The organism is Enterobacter cloacae complex sp. P1B (assembly GCF_014982345.1).
GTDB classification, from domain to species: Bacteria; Pseudomonadota; Gammaproteobacteria; order Enterobacterales; family Enterobacteriaceae; genus Enterobacter; species Enterobacter bugandensis.
In genome coordinates this window covers 49,756-66,148 of record NZ_JADCLF010000009.1, presented here as the reverse complement: position 1 = coordinate 66,148, position 16,393 = coordinate 49,756, and the positions used below count along the sequence as shown (strand labels likewise).

Here is a 16,393-nt window from a genome sequence, read left to right as displayed (position 1 = left end):
TTCCAAAATCGCCTTTGACTGTATATACTCACAGCATAACTGTATATACACCCAGGGGGCGGAATGAAAGCATTAACGACCAGGCAGCAAGAGGTGTTTGATCTCATTCGGGATCATATCGGCCAGACGGGTATGCCACCCACGCGTGCGGAAATCGCGCAGCGTCTGGGTTTCCGTTCTCCGAATGCTGCCGAGGAACACCTGAAAGCGCTGGCGCGTAAGGGTGTGATTGAGATTGTGTCAGGCGCGTCGCGTGGTATCCGCCTGCTGGTGGAAGAAGAGACGGGCATTCCGCTGATAGGCCGCGTTGCTGCAGGTGAACCGCTGCTGGCACAACAGCATATTGAAGGTCACTACCAGGTCGATCCTGGTATGTTCAAGCCGAGCGCTGATTTTCTGCTGCGCGTTAGCGGGATGTCGATGAAAGACATCGGCATTCTTGATGGCGACCTTCTGGCCGTTCACAAAACGCAGGATGTGCGAAACGGCCAGGTGGTGGTTGCGCGCATTGATGACGAAGTGACCGTTAAGCGCCTGAAAAAACAGGGTAACACTGTTCAGCTGTTGCCCGAAAACAACGAGTTCACCCCGATTGTGGTCGACCTCCGCGAACAGAGCTTCTCTATTGAAGGTCTGGCTGTTGGCGTGATTCGTAACGGCGAATGGCTGTAATCTCTTCCTGACAGGCTACGCTTCCGCTGTAGCCTGCTTCATTTACCCTTCCCGGTATCTCTCATGTCACTGCTGACGGCATCTGATAAGGCATTGTGGCGTCTTGCCCTGCCGATGATTTTCTCCAATATCACCGTGCCCTTGCTGGGTCTGGTCGATACGGCCGTTATTGGTCATCTCGATTCCCCTGTTTATCTTGGCGGCGTGGCGATTGGCGCGACGGCAACCAGCTTTCTGTTTATGCTGCTGCTCTTTTTGCGTATGAGCACCACCGGGCTCACCGCACAGGCGTATGGTGCGAAAGATCCGTTACGTCTGGCGCGTGCGCTGGTGCAGCCGCTGATCCTGGCGCTTGGCGCGGGGGTACTCATTGTTTTACTGCGCACGCCCCTGATAGACCTTGCGCTCCATGTTGTTGGTGGCAGCGAGGCGGTACTGGAGCAGGCGCGTCGCTTCCTGGAAATCCGCTGGCTCAGCGCGCCCGCTTCGCTGGCAAACCTGGTTCTGCTGGGTTGGTTACTCGGTGTGCAATACGCCCGTGCGCCAGTGATTTTGCTGGTCGTGGGAAACCTTCTCAACATTGTGCTCGATCTCTGGCTGGTGATGGGCCTGCATATGGACGTGCGCGGGGCGGCACTGGCGACGGCGATTGCAGAATACGGAACCTTACTCATTGGGCTGTGGATGGTCTGGCGCGTGATGGCCCTGCGCGGGATATCCCTCGTAATGCTGAAAACCGCATGGCGCGGCAATATCCGTAAACTGCTGGCGCTCAACCGTGACATCATGCTGCGCTCGCTTCTGCTACAACTCTGTTTTGGCGCATTGACGGTTTTTGGTGCCCGTCTTGGGCCTGAGATCGTCGCGGTGAATGCGGTCCTGATGACATTGCTGACGTTTACCGCCTACGCGCTGGACGGCTTCGCCTACGCCGTTGAGGCGCATTCCGGGCAGGCGTACGGCGCGCGGGAAAGTGGCCAGCTTAGGGATGTCTGGCGGGCAGCCTGTCGACAAGCGGGACTGGTCGCGCTGGCGTTTGCACTGATTTATGCCTGTTTTGGCCGTGACATTATTGCATTACTCACTTCGATCCCGGCTTTACGCGAACTGGCGGACCACTACATCGTCTGGCAGGTGATCTTGCCGGTGGTGGGGGTGTGGTGTTATCTGCTGGACGGCATGTTTATCGGTGCGACGCGCGGAGCGGAAATGCGCAACAGTATGGCGGTTGCGGCGGCGGGGTTTGGTTTGACGCTGCTGACGCTTCCGTGGCTGGGTAATCACGGTTTGTGGATGGCGCTTGCGGTCTTTCTCTCACTGCGCGGCCTCTCGCTTGCCTTTATCTGGCATCGCCACTGGCAAAATAATACCTGGCTTCCTTCCCGTCACGATATATCGTGACGGTTAAAGATTCCGAATATGAAATCAACTGCCGAATCCTCAACTACAATTATTACCACGTCCAGCAGAAAAGAACGTAACGGACGTTACGACCCGACGCTTAACTAAGAGGACACGATGATGAATAAAGACGAAATCGGCGGCAACTGGAAGCAGTTCAAAGGTAAAGCGAAAGAACAGTGGGGTAAGCTGACTGATGACGATATGACCGTCATTGAAGGCAAGCGCGATCAGCTTGTCGGTAAAATTCAGGAACGTTACGGCTACGAGAAAGACCAGGCGGAAAATGAAGTCAAAGACTGGGAAACCCGTAACGATTACCGCTGGTAACGCTGAATAACCCACAGAGGCGGCTTAAGAGCCGCCTCTCTTTTGCTGCTAACGCGGCTTTTTCTTTGTCAGAATTGAGTGGTCGTGCTGACACGCATCCTGATGTCGACAGGCTTCCACCTCAACGCATGCAGAACACAGCCCGTGCGCTTCAATCACGTTATGACGCAGGGCAAAACCCATTTTTGCCGCCAGCGTGTGCATAATGTCCTCTACGCCTTCCGCTCCCTCTTCTTTCACCACGCCGCAACGATCGCAGATAAACATGGCCGATGTATGCGTTGGCTGATCGAAAAGATGGCACAGGACATAGCTGTTTGTGGATTCGACTTTATGCACAAATCCTTGTTCCAGCAGGAAATCCAGCGCGCGATACACCGTGGGCGGTTTAGCCTGCGGCTCGCTTTCGCGGAGTAGGTCGAGCAGATCGTAGGCGCTGATCGCCCCCTGTTGCAGGCTCATCAGGCGCAAGACTTCAAGGCGCTGCGGGGTCAGGCGCACATTGCGTTGCGCGCACAGCTTTTCGGCCTGCGCTAACAGCTCTTTTGTGGACTTATCCATTTAGCACCTCGGATGTTCTGGGAGATAAAACCCTCACTTTATCATGTTCTGGCAAAAACACCGATATCCGCCAGGCTGTGCTATACCTGACGCATCGCAAACCGGGAATGTAACAATGAAAAAACCAGACTGTATCAAGCACTGGCGCGACGTAGAAGGGCCAGATGACGCCACCTACCCCGACAGTAACGAGCTTTTTTCCATCGGATCGCCGCTGGCGCGCAGCCTGGGCCTCAGGCGTATAGGCATTCATCATGAACGTTTACCGCCGGGGCGTCGGACGTCCTATCCCCATGCGGAAAGTGACGAAGAAGAGTTTATCTACGTGCTTGAGGGCTATCCTGAAGCCTGGATTAATGGTTATTTGTGGAAACTCGAACCCGGAGACAGCGTGGGCTTTCCCGCCGGAACGGGGGTGTGTCACACCTTTATCAACAACACCGAGGAAGAGGTGCGGTTGCTGGTGGTGGGGGAGGCCAACAAGAAGCACAACCGCATCTACTATCCGCTCAATCCGGTTTATGCCGCCACGCGGGAAGATCGCTGGGTAGACCATCCGCCACAGTTTTTTGGGCCGCACGATGGAAAACCTGGGAAAAAATAATTTCCTCTTCTATAAATATTGAGGGCCGTCACAAATTACAACAGGCCGTAAGGAAGTTTTACTTAGGGAATGAATTAGCGGGTCTTTTTATCTTTATTCACAGCAATAGTTCGCGCCTGTTTGGGGGATAACAGACAGGGGTTATTTCATAACAGACTATAAGACGGGCATACTGTGAAAAAACATTTTAAATTTTCGGTGGTTAGCATCGCTGTCTCCTTGTTTATGGCAAATCAGGCGGGAGCAGCCAATACCTGGACAGAATCACGTAGTGACGCGATGGGGGGCACCGGCGTTGCTTCGGGCAATTATGGTAGCGGGGCGTTAATTAACCCCGCGCTGCTGGCAAAGGCAAAACCGGACGATGACGTGACGGTCATTTTGCCGTCCGTTGGGGTGCAGGTGACGGATGAAGACAATCTTCAGGATGAGATTGATACCATCAACGACAAAATCAATCACTATAAGGATGTGGTTGATAACCTTACTCCAATTCAGGTTATCACTAATCCTTTAGGCTCCATCAACCAGTTCCAGGGCGCGGCCAAAGATCTGGCCGATGAGCTGGACTATCTCAAGGGCAAAACCGCTCGCGCGACGGCAGGAGCAGGCCTTGCCGTGAGTATCCCTAACGATGTGCTTTCCGTGGCCTTTATGGCGAAAGGGTACGCCCATGGCCGGGTAAGTTCGTCTATCGACCAGCAGGATATTGATTATCTGCGCGGTATTCAAAGAAGCAATCTGGTGGCTGCCGGCGTTGCCCTGGACGCTGCGCTGAATGGCACGGACCAGATCACTAAAAACCTCAACTCAACGGCGTCCGGTCGGGCGGCGATTATCTCCGACTACGGTATTGCCGTTGCCCGCCAGTTTGACCTTGGCGGCGTTCCGGTTTCCGTGGGCGTGACGCCAAAACTGCAAAAAAGTTGGATCTATAACTACACCACCTCGATCTACGATTACGACAGTAATAAGTGGAACGATAGCCGCTACCGTACAGACGATACCGGCTTTAACGTCGATGCCGGTATTGCCGCTGATTTTGGCGAAAACTGGACGGTCGGCGTGAGCGGGCAAAACCTGATGTCGCGCGACATCGACACCAAAGATATCCGCATCCGCAACGGGCGTACGGGGGAAGTGGTAAGCTATAAAGACACCTACCAGATCCGTCCGCTGGTGACCGCGGGCGCTGCCTGGCACAACGATCTGGTGACCCTGACCGCCGATGGCGATCTGACCGAAACCAAAGGCTTTAAGAGCGAAGATACGTCGCAGTATGTTGGGGTCGGTGCTGAAGTGACTCCGCTGAGCTGGCTGGCGGTGCGTGCCGGTTATCGTGCGGATATGAAAGGGAACGACAGCAACGTCTTTACCGGCGGTGTCGGTTTCGCGCCGTTTAATACCGTTCATGTTGACCTGATGGGTCTGTATGGCGAGGACGAAACCTGGGGCGCAGGGGCTCAGCTGAGCATGACGTTCTAAAGTACAACGGAGGCGCTGCGCCTCCGGCTTTTCTTTGTGCTATAGTAGCGCCCCTTTTCCACCAGATGCTTAAAACTTCGCCATGTCGTCAGAACTCCAGACCGCTTTTCCTGCACACCGTTTCTCTATTGCGCCAATGCTCGACTGGACGGACAGACACTGCCGCTATTTCCTGCGCCAGCTCTCCCGCCATACGCTGCTGTACACCGAAATGGTGACCACGGGCGCAATTATTCACGGTAAGGGCGACTACCTGGCATACAGTGAAGAAGAGCATCCGGTTGCGCTGCAGCTGGGGGGCAGCGATCCGGTCGCGCTGGCCCAGTGTGCAAAGCTGGCGGAAGAACGCGGCTACGACGAGATCAACCTGAACGTTGGCTGCCCTTCCGACCGCGTGCAAAACGGCATGTTCGGCGCCTGTCTGATGGGCAACGCACAGCTGGTGGCGGACTGCATCAAAGCGATGCGCGATGTGGTCTCCATTCCGGTGACGGTCAAAACCCGTATCGGCATCGACGACCAGGACAGCTACGAATTCCTGTGTGATTTCATCAATACGGTGTCAGGGAAAGGCGAGTGTGAGATGTTTATCATCCACGCCCGCAAAGCCTGGCTTTCAGGCCTTAGCCCGAAAGAGAACCGTGAGATCCCGCCGCTGGACTACCCGCGCGTGTACCAGCTGAAACGTGATTTCCCGCACCTGACGATGTCAATCAACGGCGGTATTACGTCGCTGGAAGAGGCGAAAGCGCACCTTGAGCATATGGATGGCGTGATGGTCGGGCGCGAGGCGTATCAAAATCCGGGCATTCTGGCGACGGTCGATCGCGAAATCTTTGGCGTTGCAGGCGCAGACACCGATCCGGTTGCCGTCGTGCGTGCCATGTACCCTTACATTGAGCGCGAGTTGAGCAATGGCACCTATCTTGGCCACATCACCCGCCATATGCTTGGCCTGTTCCAGGGTATTCCGGGCGCGCGCCAGTGGCGTCGCTACCTCAGTGAGAACGCGCATAAAGCCGGTGCCGATATTGAGGTGCTGGAACATGCGCTGCGGCTGGTGGCGGATAAGCGATAATTTCGCTAAAAGATCGTCAAATTCACCACGCCCTGCGGATCCTCGCGGGGCGTTTTGCTTTAAGAACAATAGGTTAGTTTTGGCATGATTCTTGTAATGATTGCAGCATCATTCGGGAACTCGTGGGAGAGCACCATGCTTGAACTACTTTTTGTGATTGGCTTTTTTGTCATGCTGATGGTCACGGGCGTGTCGCTGCTCGGCATTCTGGCCGCGCTCGTTGTGGCCACGGTAGTTATGTTTATCGGCGGATTATTTGCCCTGACGATCAAACTGCTGCCGTGGCTGCTGCTGGCTATCGCCGTGGTGTGGGTAATACGGGCGATTAAAGCGCCAAAACTGCCGACTTATCAGCGCAATAACCGCTTCCGTTACTAAGGTATTGAGGGGTTCGTCACATACTTGTAACTTTTCCGGCAGCATGGCTTAGAACAGAATAGGATTTACTTATCGAATCTGTCACTATGGCTGCCGCTACAGAATTCATCGAGCTGTACCCTACATACAGCCGAACTAAAAAAAGAAAGGGCTTCCCACGGGAAGCCCAATTTCTTTTTGGGGGTCAGGGAATTAGCAAACTTGAACCCTGCGTCGCCCGGCTTTCCAGCACCTCATGCGCGCGCTGCGCATCGGTTAGCGGGTATTTCTGCGCATCCGCCACATCCACCTTAATCACGCCGCTGGCTATTAGCGAGAACAGCTCGTTGCTGGCTTCCTCCAGTTCTTCCCGGTTGGTGATGTAACCCTGCAAAGAAGGGCGCGTCACGTACAGCGACCCTTTCTGATTCAGAATGCCGAGATTGACGCCGGTGACAGCGCCTGAGGCGTTACCAAAGCTCACCATCAGCCCGCGACGCTGCAGGCAGTCCAGCGACGCTTCCCAGGTGTCTTTCCCCACCGAGTCATACACGACGCGTACTTTTTTGCCGCCGGTGATCTCTTTTAGCCGCTCGACGATGCTCTCTTCCCGATAGTTGATCACCTGCCACGCGCCCGCGTCCAGCGCACGCTGGGCTTTTTGCGCACTGCCTGTGGTGCCGATCAGCTTCGCGCCTAAGGCTTTCGCCCACTGGCAGGCAATCAGCCCCACGCCACCGGCGGCAGCATGAAACAGGAACTGCTCATCGGGCTTAATTTCGTAGGTTTTGCGCAGCAGGTAATAGACCGTCAGCCCTTTCAGGAAGGAGGCCGCCGCCTGCTCAAAGGAGATGGCGTTAGGCAGCAGGGCGGCTTTATCCGCCGGGACGTTGTGGATGGAGCTATAAGCGCCCAGGGCAGACTGTGCATACACCACACGATCGCCTTCTTTAATGTGCTTAACCGCACTGCCCACTTTGCTGACGATGCCGGCCGCTTCAGTGCCCAGGCCGCTCGGCATTGACGGAGGCGGGTAGAGCCCGCCGCGAATATAGGTATCAATGTAGTTAATGCCGATGGCTTTGTTTTCAACCTGAATTTCGTTCTCGCCAGGCGCAGCGGGGGTAAACTCCACCGCTTTCAGCACTTCAGGACCGCCGTGTTTCTGGAACTCAATGCGCGTTGCCATGCTCCCTCCGTAAGAAAAATATGGTAATCTTTCGACCCACTCTTTATCTCGGTAACTCCATTCACTATGGCAGGAAACAAACCCTTCAACAAACAGACTGAACCTCGCGAGCGTGATTTCCAGGTCGCAGGGTTAAAAGTCCCGCCGCACTCGATTGAAGCGGAACAGTCGGTGTTGGGCGGTTTAATGCTGGATAACGAACGCTGGGACGACGTCGCCGAGCGCGTAGTGTCTGAAGATTTCTACACCCGTCCGCACCGCCATATCTTTACCGAAATGGCGCGCCTGCAGGAGTCCGGCAGCCCGATTGACCTGATCACGCTCGCGGAATCGCTGGAGCGTCAGGGGCAGCTGGACAGCGTTGGCGGCTTTGCCTACCTGGCAGAACTGTCAAAAAACACGCCAAGTGCGGCGAACATCAGCGCTTACGCCGACATCGTGCGCGAACGTGCCGTCGTCCGCGAGATGATCTCGGTAGCGAACGAAATCGCCGAAGCCGGATTCGACCCGCAGGGCCGCACCAGCGAAGACCTGCTCGACCTTGCTGAGTCCCGCGTCTTTAAAATCGCCGAAAGCCGTGCCAACAAAGATGAAGGCCCGAAAAACATCGCTGACGTGCTCGACGCCACCGTTGCGCGTATAGAGCAGCTTTTCCAGCAGCCGCACGACGGCGTGACCGGGGTGAACACCGGCTATGACGATCTCAACAAAAAAACTGCCGGTTTACAGCCGTCGGATTTAATTATCGTCGCGGCGCGTCCGTCGATGGGTAAAACGACATTTGCGATGAACCTCGTTGAAAATGCGGCGATGCTACAGGATAAGCCCGTACTCATTTTCAGCCTTGAGATGCCCTCCGAGCAGATCATGATGCGTTCTCTGGCATCCCTGTCGCGCGTGGATCAGACCCGCATCCGTACCGGCCAGCTCGACGACGAGGACTGGGCGCGAATCTCCGGCACCATGGGCATTCTGCTGGAAAAACGGAACATCTATATCGATGACTCCTCCGGCCTGACGCCGACGGAAGTGCGCTCCCGCGCGCGCCGCATCGCCCGCGAACACGGCGGTATCGGCCTTATCATGATCGACTACCTTCAGCTGATGCGCGTCCCGTCGCTCTCAGACAACCGTACACTGGAAATTGCAGAGATTTCCCGCTCGCTCAAGGCGTTAGCTAAAGAGCTGCACGTGCCGGTAGTGGCGCTGTCGCAGCTTAACCGCTCCCTGGAACAGCGTGCAGACAAACGCCCGGTCAACTCCGACCTGCGTGAATCCGGCTCCATTGAGCAGGATGCCGACTTAATCATGTTCATCTACCGTGATGAGGTCTATCACGAGAACAGCGACCTGAAAGGGATCGCCGAAATTATTATTGGTAAGCAACGTAACGGCCCCATCGGTACGGTACGTCTGACCTTTAACGGCCAGTGGTCGCGTTTCGACAACTATGCCGGTCCTCAATATGATGATGAGTAATTTCTAAGGAATTCAAATGCAAGCGGCAACTGTTGTTATTAACCGCCGCGCTCTGCGACACAACCTGCAACGTCTGCGTGAACTGGCACCCGCCAGCAGGCTCGTTGCAGTCGTGAAAGCGAACGCTTACGGACACGGTCTTCTTGAGACCGCGCGAACGCTCCCCGATGCCGACGCCTTTGGCGTCGCCCGTCTCGAAGAAGCTCTCCGCCTGCGCGCAGGCGGCATTACGCAACCGATTCTGCTCCTCGAAGGCTTTTTTGAAGCCTCGGATCTGCCGACCATTGCAGACCAGCAGCTGCATACGGCAGTCCATAACGAAGAACAGCTGGCCGCGCTGGAAACGGCTGAACTGAGCGAGCCAGTCACCGTCTGGATGAAGCTCGATACGGGCATGCACAGGCTGGGCGTGCGTCCGGAAAACGCGGAGGCGTTTTATCAGCGTTTGTGCCAGTGCAAAAATGTGCGTCAGCCGGTCAATATCGTCAGCCACTTCGCCCGTGCCGATGAGCCCGAATGTGGCGCAACCGAGCAGCAGCTTGATATCTTCAACACCTTCTGCGAAGGCAAGCCGGGAATGCGCTCCATTGCGGCATCCGGCGGCATTCTGCTGTGGCCGCAATCCCACTTCGACTGGGCGCGTCCGGGGATTATTCTGTATGGCGTTTCCCCGCTTGAGAATAAACCCTGGGGGCCGGACTTAGGCTTTAAGCCGGTGATGTCGCTGGTATCAAAGCTGATTGCCGTGCGGGAGCACAAAGCGGGCGAGCCGGTGGGTTACGGCGGTACCTGGACCAGCGAGCGCGACACGCGGCTTGGCGTGGTGGCGATGGGCTACGGCGATGGCTATCCGCGCGCGGCACCAACGGGCACGCCGGTGCTGGTCAATGGTCGTGAAGTGAACATTGTCGGCCGCGTGGCGATGGACATGATTTGCGTGGATCTTGGGCCCGGCGCGCAGGATAAAGCGGGCGACGATACGGTGATGTGGGGTGAAGGTCTGCCCGTTGAACGCATTGCTGAGATTACAAAAGTGAGTGCTTACGAACTTATTACGCGTCTGACGTCGCGGGTGGCGATGAAATACATCGACTGAGCTTTAACGGGATGCGATGCATCCCGCTTCTGTTAACATCCCCTCGATCTTATTCCGCTTCCGGTTTATTGTTGAAAACCCTGCCTCATAATAATCCGGAGAACATCGCGTGTTTCAGAAAGTAGACGCCTACGCCGGCGACCCTATTCTCTCCTTAATGGAGCGTTTCAAAGAAGATCCTCGCAGCGATAAAGTGAACCTCAGCATTGGTCTGTATTACAACGAGGATGGCATCATTCCTCAACTGAAAGCCGTTGCCGAAGCCGAAGCACGTCTTAACGCAACCCCGCACGGTGCTTCGCTTTATTTGCCGATGGAAGGGTTAAACACCTACCGTAATACGATTGCGCCGCTGCTGTTTGGTGCGGACCACGCGGTGCTCGCGCAAAAGCGCGTGGCGACTATCCAGACGCTGGGCGGCTCGGGTGCGCTGAAGGTAGGCGCAGATTTCCTGAAAAAATATTTCCCGGATTCCGGCGTGTGGGTCAGCGACCCGACGTGGGAAAACCACGTGGCCATCTTTGAAGGTGCGGGCTTTAAGGTCGAGACCTATCCGTGGTTCGATAGCGAAACCAATGGCGTGCGCGTCGAAGCGCTGCTGGAAAAACTGAACACCCTGCCGGCGCGCAGCATCGTGCTGCTGCACCCATGCTGCCATAACCCGACCGGGGCGGACCTCACCAATGCCCAGTGGGATGCGGTGATCGAGGTGCTGAAGGCACGTAACCTGATCCCGTTCCTCGACATCGCCTATCAGGGCTTTGGCGCGGGCATGGAAGAAGATGCTTACGCCATCCGCGCCGTTGCCAGCGCCGGGCTGCCGGCGCTGGTCAGCAACTCCTTCTCAAAAATCTTCTCTCTCTACGGCGAGCGCGTTGGCGGTCTGTCCGTGGTGTGTGAAGACGCCGAAGCCGCGGGGCGCGTTCTCGGCCAACTGAAAGCGACGGTCCGCCGTATTTACTCCAGCCCGCCGAACTTTGGTGCGCAGGTGGTGGCGACCGTTCTGGGCGATGAACAGCTGAAAGCCACCTGGCTTGCGGAAGTGGAAGCGATGCGCAAGCGCATTCTGTCGATGCGTCAGGAACTTGTTAACGTGCTGAAAGAGGCGGTGCCGGGGCATAACTTCGACTATCTGCTCAAGCAGCGCGGGATGTTCAGCTATACCGGACTGAGCGCGGCACAGGTCGATCGCCTGCGTGACGAGTTCGGCGTCTACCTGATCGCCAGCGGCCGTATGTGCGTGGCGGGCCTGAATGCCGGCAACGTCCAGCGCGTGGCGCAGGCGTTTGCTGCTGTAATGTAAATGCTCACTAACCCAGCCCTCTCCCACAGGGAGAGGGCTGGGGTGAGGGCATCAGACCGCATAAACACGTCCCCCGGCACTTTGTGATCGTCTTCTTTTTATTCATCTTTATAAGTAAAAACTCCTTTCCTTCCCCTCCCGCTGGGGTTATGGTCGGATAGATTTTTGACCATCCACTCAAAATATAAAGATAACAAACTGAATATTCAGGGGAAAATATGCGCAAGATCACACTGGCGCTCAGCGCCGCCTGCTTATTGTTCTCGCTTAATAGCGCCGTCGTCGCGCGAGCTTCCGCACCGACGCCGCTTTACACCGGTACCACCGCCGCCATCCTTGCCGAGCAGGCACCCATTCACTGGGTTTCCGTGGCCCAAATCGAAAACAGCTTGGTGGGCCGCCCGCCAATGGCCGTGGGCTTCGACATTGACGATACCGTGCTGTTCTCAAGCCCTGGCTTCTGGCGTGGCAAGAAAACGTATTCTCCTGACAGCGAAGCGTATCTGAAGAACCCGGAGTTCTGGGAAAAAATGAATAACGGCTGGGATGAGTTCAGCATTCCGAAAGAGGTGGCCCGCGCGCTGATCGCCATGCACGTTAAGCGCGGCGACAGCATTTACTTTGTCACCGGCCGTAGCCAGACCAAAACGGAGACCGTCTCCAAAACCCTGCAGGACGATTTTCAGATCCCGGCGGCCAGCATGAATCCGGTCATTTTTGCCGGTGATAAAGAGGGACAAAACACCAAAACCCAGTGGCTGGAGCAGAAAAACATCAAAGTGTTCTACGGTGATTCGGATAACGACATTACCGCGGCGCAGGATGTGGGGGCCAGAGCGATCCGGGTGCTGCGTGCCTCTAACTCGACCTATCGACCGCTGCCGATGGCAGGCAAGTTTGGCGAGGAGGTGATTGTTAACTCCGAGTATTAGTTCTTGAGCGGCGGCTTTGATTCTTTTTTGAACAAATCCGCCGCTGCGGGTTTTACCTTTCGCCTTCTTGCTGCACACTTAGAAAGATTCATCTTTCAGAACGGAGCAGCTCATGTGGTATCAACAGACCCTGACCTTAAGCGCTAAACCCCGCGGGTTTCACCTTGTGACGGACGAAGTCATCGGGCAACTCCGCGACCTGTCGCGCGTCAAAACGGGTTTACTGCATCTGCTGCTTCAGCACACGTCAGCCTCCCTCACGCTTAATGAAAATTGCGACCCTACCGTCCGGTCTGATATGGAACACCATTTCCTGAAGACGGTTCCGGACAACGCCCCCTACGAGCACGATTATGAAGGCGCAGATGACATGCCTTCGCATATCAAATCTTCTCTGCTGGGCGTATCGCTGATGCTGCCGGTTCATAACGGGCGGCTAATGCTGGGAACGTGGCAAGGGATCTGGCTGGGAGAACATCGCATTCACGGTGGTTCGCGTAAAATTATCGCAACGCTACAAGGGGAATAAAGATGACAATTTCGGAGATACTTCAGTACTGCATGAGCAAGCCTGGCGCGGAACAAAGCGTTCACAGCGACTGGAAAGCCACGCAGATCAAAGTGGGAGACGTGCTGTTTGCGATGGTGAAAGAGGTTGAAGGGCGCCCGGCGGCGTCGCTGAAAACCAGCCCGGAACTGGCGGACCTATTACGTCAGCAGCATGATGATGTGAGGCCGAGCCAGCACCTCAATAAGGCGCACTGGAGTACCGTTTATCTGGACGGCTCGCTGCCCGGCTCGCAAATTTACTATCTGGTGGATGCGTCCTACAAGCAGGCGGTTGAGCTGCTGCCGGAAGCGACCCGACAGCAGCTCTCCGTGTAACAATTACAGCAACGGTTTAAGGAAGCGCGCGGTGTGCGAGGCTTCGCACTCTGCAACGGTCTCTGGCGTACCGGAGACGAGGATTTCACCCCCGCCGCTGCCGCCTTCCGGGCCGAGATCGACAATCCAGTCCGCGGTTTTAATCACGTCCAGATTATGTTCGATGACCACAATCGTGTTGCCCTGATCGCGCAGCTGATGCAGCACCTCAAGCAACTGCTGGATATCCGCAAAGTGCAGGCCAGTGGTCGGCTCATCCAGAATGTAGAGCGTCTGGCCGGTACCACGCTTGGACAGCTCGCGCGCCAGCTTCACGCGCTGCGCCTCACCGCCGGACAGGGTTGTTGCTGACTGCCCCAGGCGAATGTAGGTCAGGCCTACGTCCATCAGCGTCTGCAGCTTACGCGCCAGCGCAGGGACGGCGTCAAAGAACTCGCGCGCCTCTTCGATGGTCATGTCCAGCACTTCGTGGATGGTCTTGCCTTTGTATTTAATCTCCAGCGTTTCGCGGTTATAGCGCTTGCCTTTGCACTGGTCGCACGGCACGTAGATATCCGGCAGGAAGTGCATCTCAACCTTGATCACGCCGTCGCCCTGACACGCTTCACAGCGGCCGCCGCGCACGTTAAAGCTGAAACGTCCTGGCGTATACCCGCGCGAACGCGCTTCCGGTACGCCTGCGAAGAGTTCACGTACGGGCGTGAAGACGCCGGTATAGGTCGCCGGGTTGGAACGCGGCGTACGGCCAATCGGGCTCTGGTCGATGTCGATAACCTTGTCGAAATGCTCCAGCCCCTGAATATCGCGGTACGGTGCAGGCTCGGCCAGCGTCGCGCCGTTCAGCGCCGTCTGCGCAATCGGGAACAGCGTATCGTTGATCAGCGTCGATTTACCGGAACCGGACACGCCGGTAATGCAGGTAAACAGGCCAACCGGCAGCGTCAGGGTGACGTCCTTCAGGTTGTTGCCGCGCGCCCCTGTGAGCTTCAGCACTTTTTCCGGGTTCGCCGCGACGCGCTGTTTTGGCACTTCAATTTTGCGCTTGCCGCTCATGTACTGGCCGGTCAGCGACTCGGGCACCGCCATAATGTCCTTCAGCGTACCTTCCGCCACCACCTGGCCGCCGTGCACGCCCGCGCCCGGGCCGATGTCGATCACGTGGTCTGCGGCGCGAATTGCGTCTTCGTCGTGCTCCACCACGATTACCGTGTTGCCGAGATTGCGCAGGTGGATCAGCGTGCCGAGCAGACGCTCGTTGTCGCGCTGGTGCAGGCCGATGGACGGTTCATCCAGCACGTACATCACGCCGACTAAGCCCGCGCCAATCTGGCTCGCCAGACGGATACGCTGGGCTTCACCGCCGGAGAGCGTTTCCGCCGAGCGGGAAAGCGTCAGGTAGTTCAGGCCAACGTTCACGAGGAACTTGAGGCGATCGCCGATCTCTTTCAGCACTTTTTCGGCGATTTTCGCACGCTGGCCGGAAAGCTTCAGGTTGTTGAAGAAGTCCATTGCGTGGCCGATGCTCATGTCTGAGATGGTCGGCAGCGCCGTGTTTTCCACAAACACGTGGCGCGCTTCGCGACGCAGACGCGTGCCCTCGCAGGTGGCGCAGGAGCGGTTGCTGATGAACTTCGCCAGCTCCTCGCGCACCGCGCTGGATTCGGTCTCTTTGTAGCGGCGCTCCATATTGTGCAGCACCCCTTCGAACGGGTGGCGACGCACGGAGGTATCGCCGCGATCGTTCATGTATTTGAACTCGATGTTCTCTTTGCCGGAACCGAACAGGATCACTTTGTGCACGTTCGGGCTCAGGCTCGCCCACGGCGCTTCAACGTCGAATTTGTAGTGCTCCGCCAGCGACTTCAGCATCTGGAAGTAGTAGAAGTTACGCTTATCCCAGCCGCGAATCGCACCGCCCGCGAGCGACAGCTCGGGGTTCTGGATCACGCGATCCGGATCGAAATACTGCTGCACGCCCAGACCGTCACAGGTCGGGCACGCGCCCGCCGGGTTGTTGAACGAGAACAGGCGCGGTTCCAGCTCGCGCATGCTGTAGCCGCAAATCGGGCAGGCGAAGTTGGCGGAGAAGAGCAGCTCTTCCGCTTTCGGGTCGTCCATGTCGGAGACCACGGCCGTGCCGCCAGAGAGTTCCAGCGCGGTTTCAAAGGATTCAGCCAGACGCGTGGCGAGATCGTCACGCACCTTAAAGCGGTCAATCACCACTTCGATGGTGTGTTTCTTTTGCAGCTCAAGCTTTGGCGGATCGGACAGGTCACACACTTCGCCGTCGATACGGGCGCGGATATAGCCCTGGCTTGCCAGGTTCTCCAGCGTTTTGGTGTGCTCGCCTTTACGCTCTTTGATGATCGGTGCCAGCAGCATCAGGCGTTTGCCTTCCGGCTGCGACAGCACGTTATCCACCATCTGGCTCACGGTCTGTGCCGCCAGCGGGACATCGTGGTCCGGGCAGCGCGGCTCACCCACGCGGGCATACAGCAGACGCAGGTAGTCATGGATTTCGGTAATGGTACCGACCGTTGAACGCGGGTTATGCGAGGTAGACTTCTGCTCAATAGAGATAGCAGGCGATAACCCTTCAATATGATCGACATCCGGTTTTTCCATCAGCGACAGGAACTGACGCGCGTACGCAGAAAGTGATTCGACGTAACGACGCTGTCCTTCGGCATACAAAGTGTCGAAAGCCAGTGAGGATTTGCCAGACCCCGAAAGCCCGGTCACGACGATGAGTTTGTCGCGAGGGATTATGAGGTTGATATTCTTGAGATTATGGGTGCGGGCGCCCCGAACTTCGATCTTATCCATTCACCTTTCCCGGTTGGAACACGGATTGCCTGGTTTGTTTGAAGGACAAACGGCTGTCAGAAACGGCTAATTATGACACAAAATGACCTGTTTGAATATACAGTATTGGAATGCATTTTCTGATTCACTGTGTAAAAATGTTGAGTTCGCGGGAGAACTCTGGAACGTGCTACGCAACTATCAAAGTGCAGCATG

At 56.4% G+C, this 16,393-nt stretch carries 16 protein-coding genes and 1 pseudogene; 14 read left to right on the top strand and 3 right to left on the bottom strand.

Annotated features, from left to right (window positions below; all coding sequences use genetic code 11):
* Positions 1 to 63: 63 nt before the first annotated feature.
* From lexA to INF77_RS10750, 4 genes and pseudogenes are all read left to right on the top strand, one after another.
* Positions 64 to 672 (top strand): transcriptional repressor LexA, encoded by a 609-nt coding sequence (gene lexA / locus INF77_RS10760; RefSeq protein ID WP_028015162.1) that lies wholly within the window; start codon positions 64 to 66, stop codon positions 670 to 672.
* 63 nt (positions 673 to 735) lie between these two features.
* Positions 736 to 2,073, top strand: a complete 1,338-nt coding sequence (dinF, locus tag INF77_RS10755) for an MATE family efflux transporter DinF (protein WP_150145271.1) — start codon at positions 736 to 738, stop codon at positions 2,071 to 2,073.
* Positions 2,070 to 2,144 (top strand): annotated as a pseudogene (locus INF77_RS23460) (hypothetical protein); the annotation flags it as partial. The gene dinF and the pseudogene INF77_RS23460, both read left to right, overlap by 4 nt.
* Positions 2,145 to 2,193: 49 nt before the next feature.
* On the top strand, positions 2,194 to 2,403 hold the full coding sequence (locus tag INF77_RS10750) for a CsbD family protein (protein WP_003860314.1): 210 nt from the start codon (positions 2,194 to 2,196) through the stop codon (positions 2,401 to 2,403).
* A 48-nt stretch (positions 2,404 to 2,451) separates the two neighbouring features.
* Here the strand turns inward: INF77_RS10750 and zur are convergent, their stop codons facing one another.
* Positions 2,452 to 2,964, bottom strand: coding sequence for a zinc uptake transcriptional repressor Zur (zur, locus tag INF77_RS10745; protein ID WP_193532247.1), 513 nt, complete (start codon positions 2,962 to 2,964; stop codon positions 2,452 to 2,454).
* Positions 2,965 to 3,079: 115 nt separating this feature from the next.
* Between zur and INF77_RS10740 the strand changes: the two genes are divergently transcribed.
* The 4 genes from INF77_RS10740 to pspG all read left to right on the top strand — a co-directional run bounded on the left by INF77_RS10740 (position 3,080) and on the right by pspG (position 6,509).
* On the top strand, positions 3,080 to 3,568 hold the full coding sequence (locus INF77_RS10740; protein WP_045260944.1) for a cupin domain-containing protein: 489 nt from the start codon (positions 3,080 to 3,082) through the stop codon (positions 3,566 to 3,568).
* Between the two features lie 225 nt (positions 3,569 to 3,793).
* The gene (gene traF, locus INF77_RS10735; protein WP_226859181.1) at positions 3,794 to 5,053 is read left to right on the top strand and encodes a conjugal transfer protein TraF; all 1,260 of its coding nucleotides are present in this window, start codon (positions 3,794 to 3,796) and stop codon (positions 5,051 to 5,053) included.
* A gap of 82 nt (positions 5,054 to 5,135) precedes the next feature.
* Positions 5,136 to 6,131, top strand: a complete 996-nt coding sequence (dusA, locus tag INF77_RS10730; protein WP_193532248.1) for a tRNA dihydrouridine(20/20a) synthase DusA — start codon at positions 5,136 to 5,138, stop codon at positions 6,129 to 6,131.
* Positions 6,132 to 6,266: 135 nt separating this feature from the next.
* Positions 6,267 to 6,509, top strand: coding sequence for an envelope stress response protein PspG (pspG, locus tag INF77_RS10725; RefSeq protein WP_028015168.1), 243 nt, complete (start codon positions 6,267 to 6,269; stop codon positions 6,507 to 6,509).
* A gap of 184 nt (positions 6,510 to 6,693) precedes the next feature.
* Here pspG and INF77_RS10720 read toward each other — a convergent pair whose 3' ends face one another.
* Complete coding sequence (locus INF77_RS10720; RefSeq protein ID WP_049137647.1) at positions 6,694 to 7,677, bottom strand: quinone oxidoreductase; 984 nt, start codon at positions 7,675 to 7,677, stop codon at positions 6,694 to 6,696.
* Positions 7,678 to 7,743: 66 nt separating this feature from the next.
* On the opposite strand from INF77_RS10720, the gene dnaB reads away from it, so the two are divergent.
* The 6 genes from dnaB to INF77_RS10690 all read left to right on the top strand — a co-directional run bounded on the left by dnaB (position 7,744) and on the right by INF77_RS10690 (position 13,372).
* Positions 7,744 to 9,156, top strand: a complete 1,413-nt coding sequence (dnaB, locus tag INF77_RS10715) for a replicative DNA helicase (protein ID WP_008503375.1) — start codon at positions 7,744 to 7,746, stop codon at positions 9,154 to 9,156.
* A gap of 16 nt (positions 9,157 to 9,172) precedes the next feature.
* Positions 9,173 to 10,252: an alanine racemase gene (alr, locus tag INF77_RS10710; RefSeq protein WP_063437699.1), complete on the top strand. Its 1,080-nt coding sequence runs from the start codon at positions 9,173 to 9,175 to the stop codon at positions 10,250 to 10,252.
* 109 nt (positions 10,253 to 10,361) lie between these two features.
* Positions 10,362 to 11,555, top strand: coding sequence for an aromatic amino acid transaminase (gene tyrB / locus INF77_RS10705; RefSeq protein WP_045260940.1), 1,194 nt, complete (start codon positions 10,362 to 10,364; stop codon positions 11,553 to 11,555).
* Between the two features lie 218 nt (positions 11,556 to 11,773).
* Positions 11,774 to 12,487, top strand: coding sequence for an acid phosphatase AphA (gene aphA / locus INF77_RS10700; RefSeq protein WP_047366859.1), 714 nt, complete (start codon positions 11,774 to 11,776; stop codon positions 12,485 to 12,487).
* A 112-nt stretch (positions 12,488 to 12,599) separates the two neighbouring features.
* Positions 12,600 to 13,016, top strand: coding sequence for a secondary thiamine-phosphate synthase enzyme YjbQ (locus INF77_RS10695; protein WP_041911536.1), 417 nt, complete (start codon positions 12,600 to 12,602; stop codon positions 13,014 to 13,016).
* Between the two features lie 2 nt (positions 13,017 to 13,018).
* The gene (locus tag INF77_RS10690; protein ID WP_028015174.1) at positions 13,019 to 13,372 is read left to right on the top strand and encodes an MmcQ/YjbR family DNA-binding protein; all 354 of its coding nucleotides are present in this window, start codon (positions 13,019 to 13,021) and stop codon (positions 13,370 to 13,372) included.
* Between the two features lie 3 nt (positions 13,373 to 13,375).
* On the opposite strand, the gene uvrA is transcribed toward INF77_RS10690, so the two are convergent.
* Complete coding sequence (gene uvrA / locus INF77_RS10685) at positions 13,376 to 16,198, bottom strand: excinuclease ABC subunit UvrA (RefSeq protein ID WP_041911534.1); 2,823 nt, start codon at positions 16,196 to 16,198, stop codon at positions 13,376 to 13,378.
* Positions 16,199 to 16,393 lie beyond the last annotated feature (195 nt).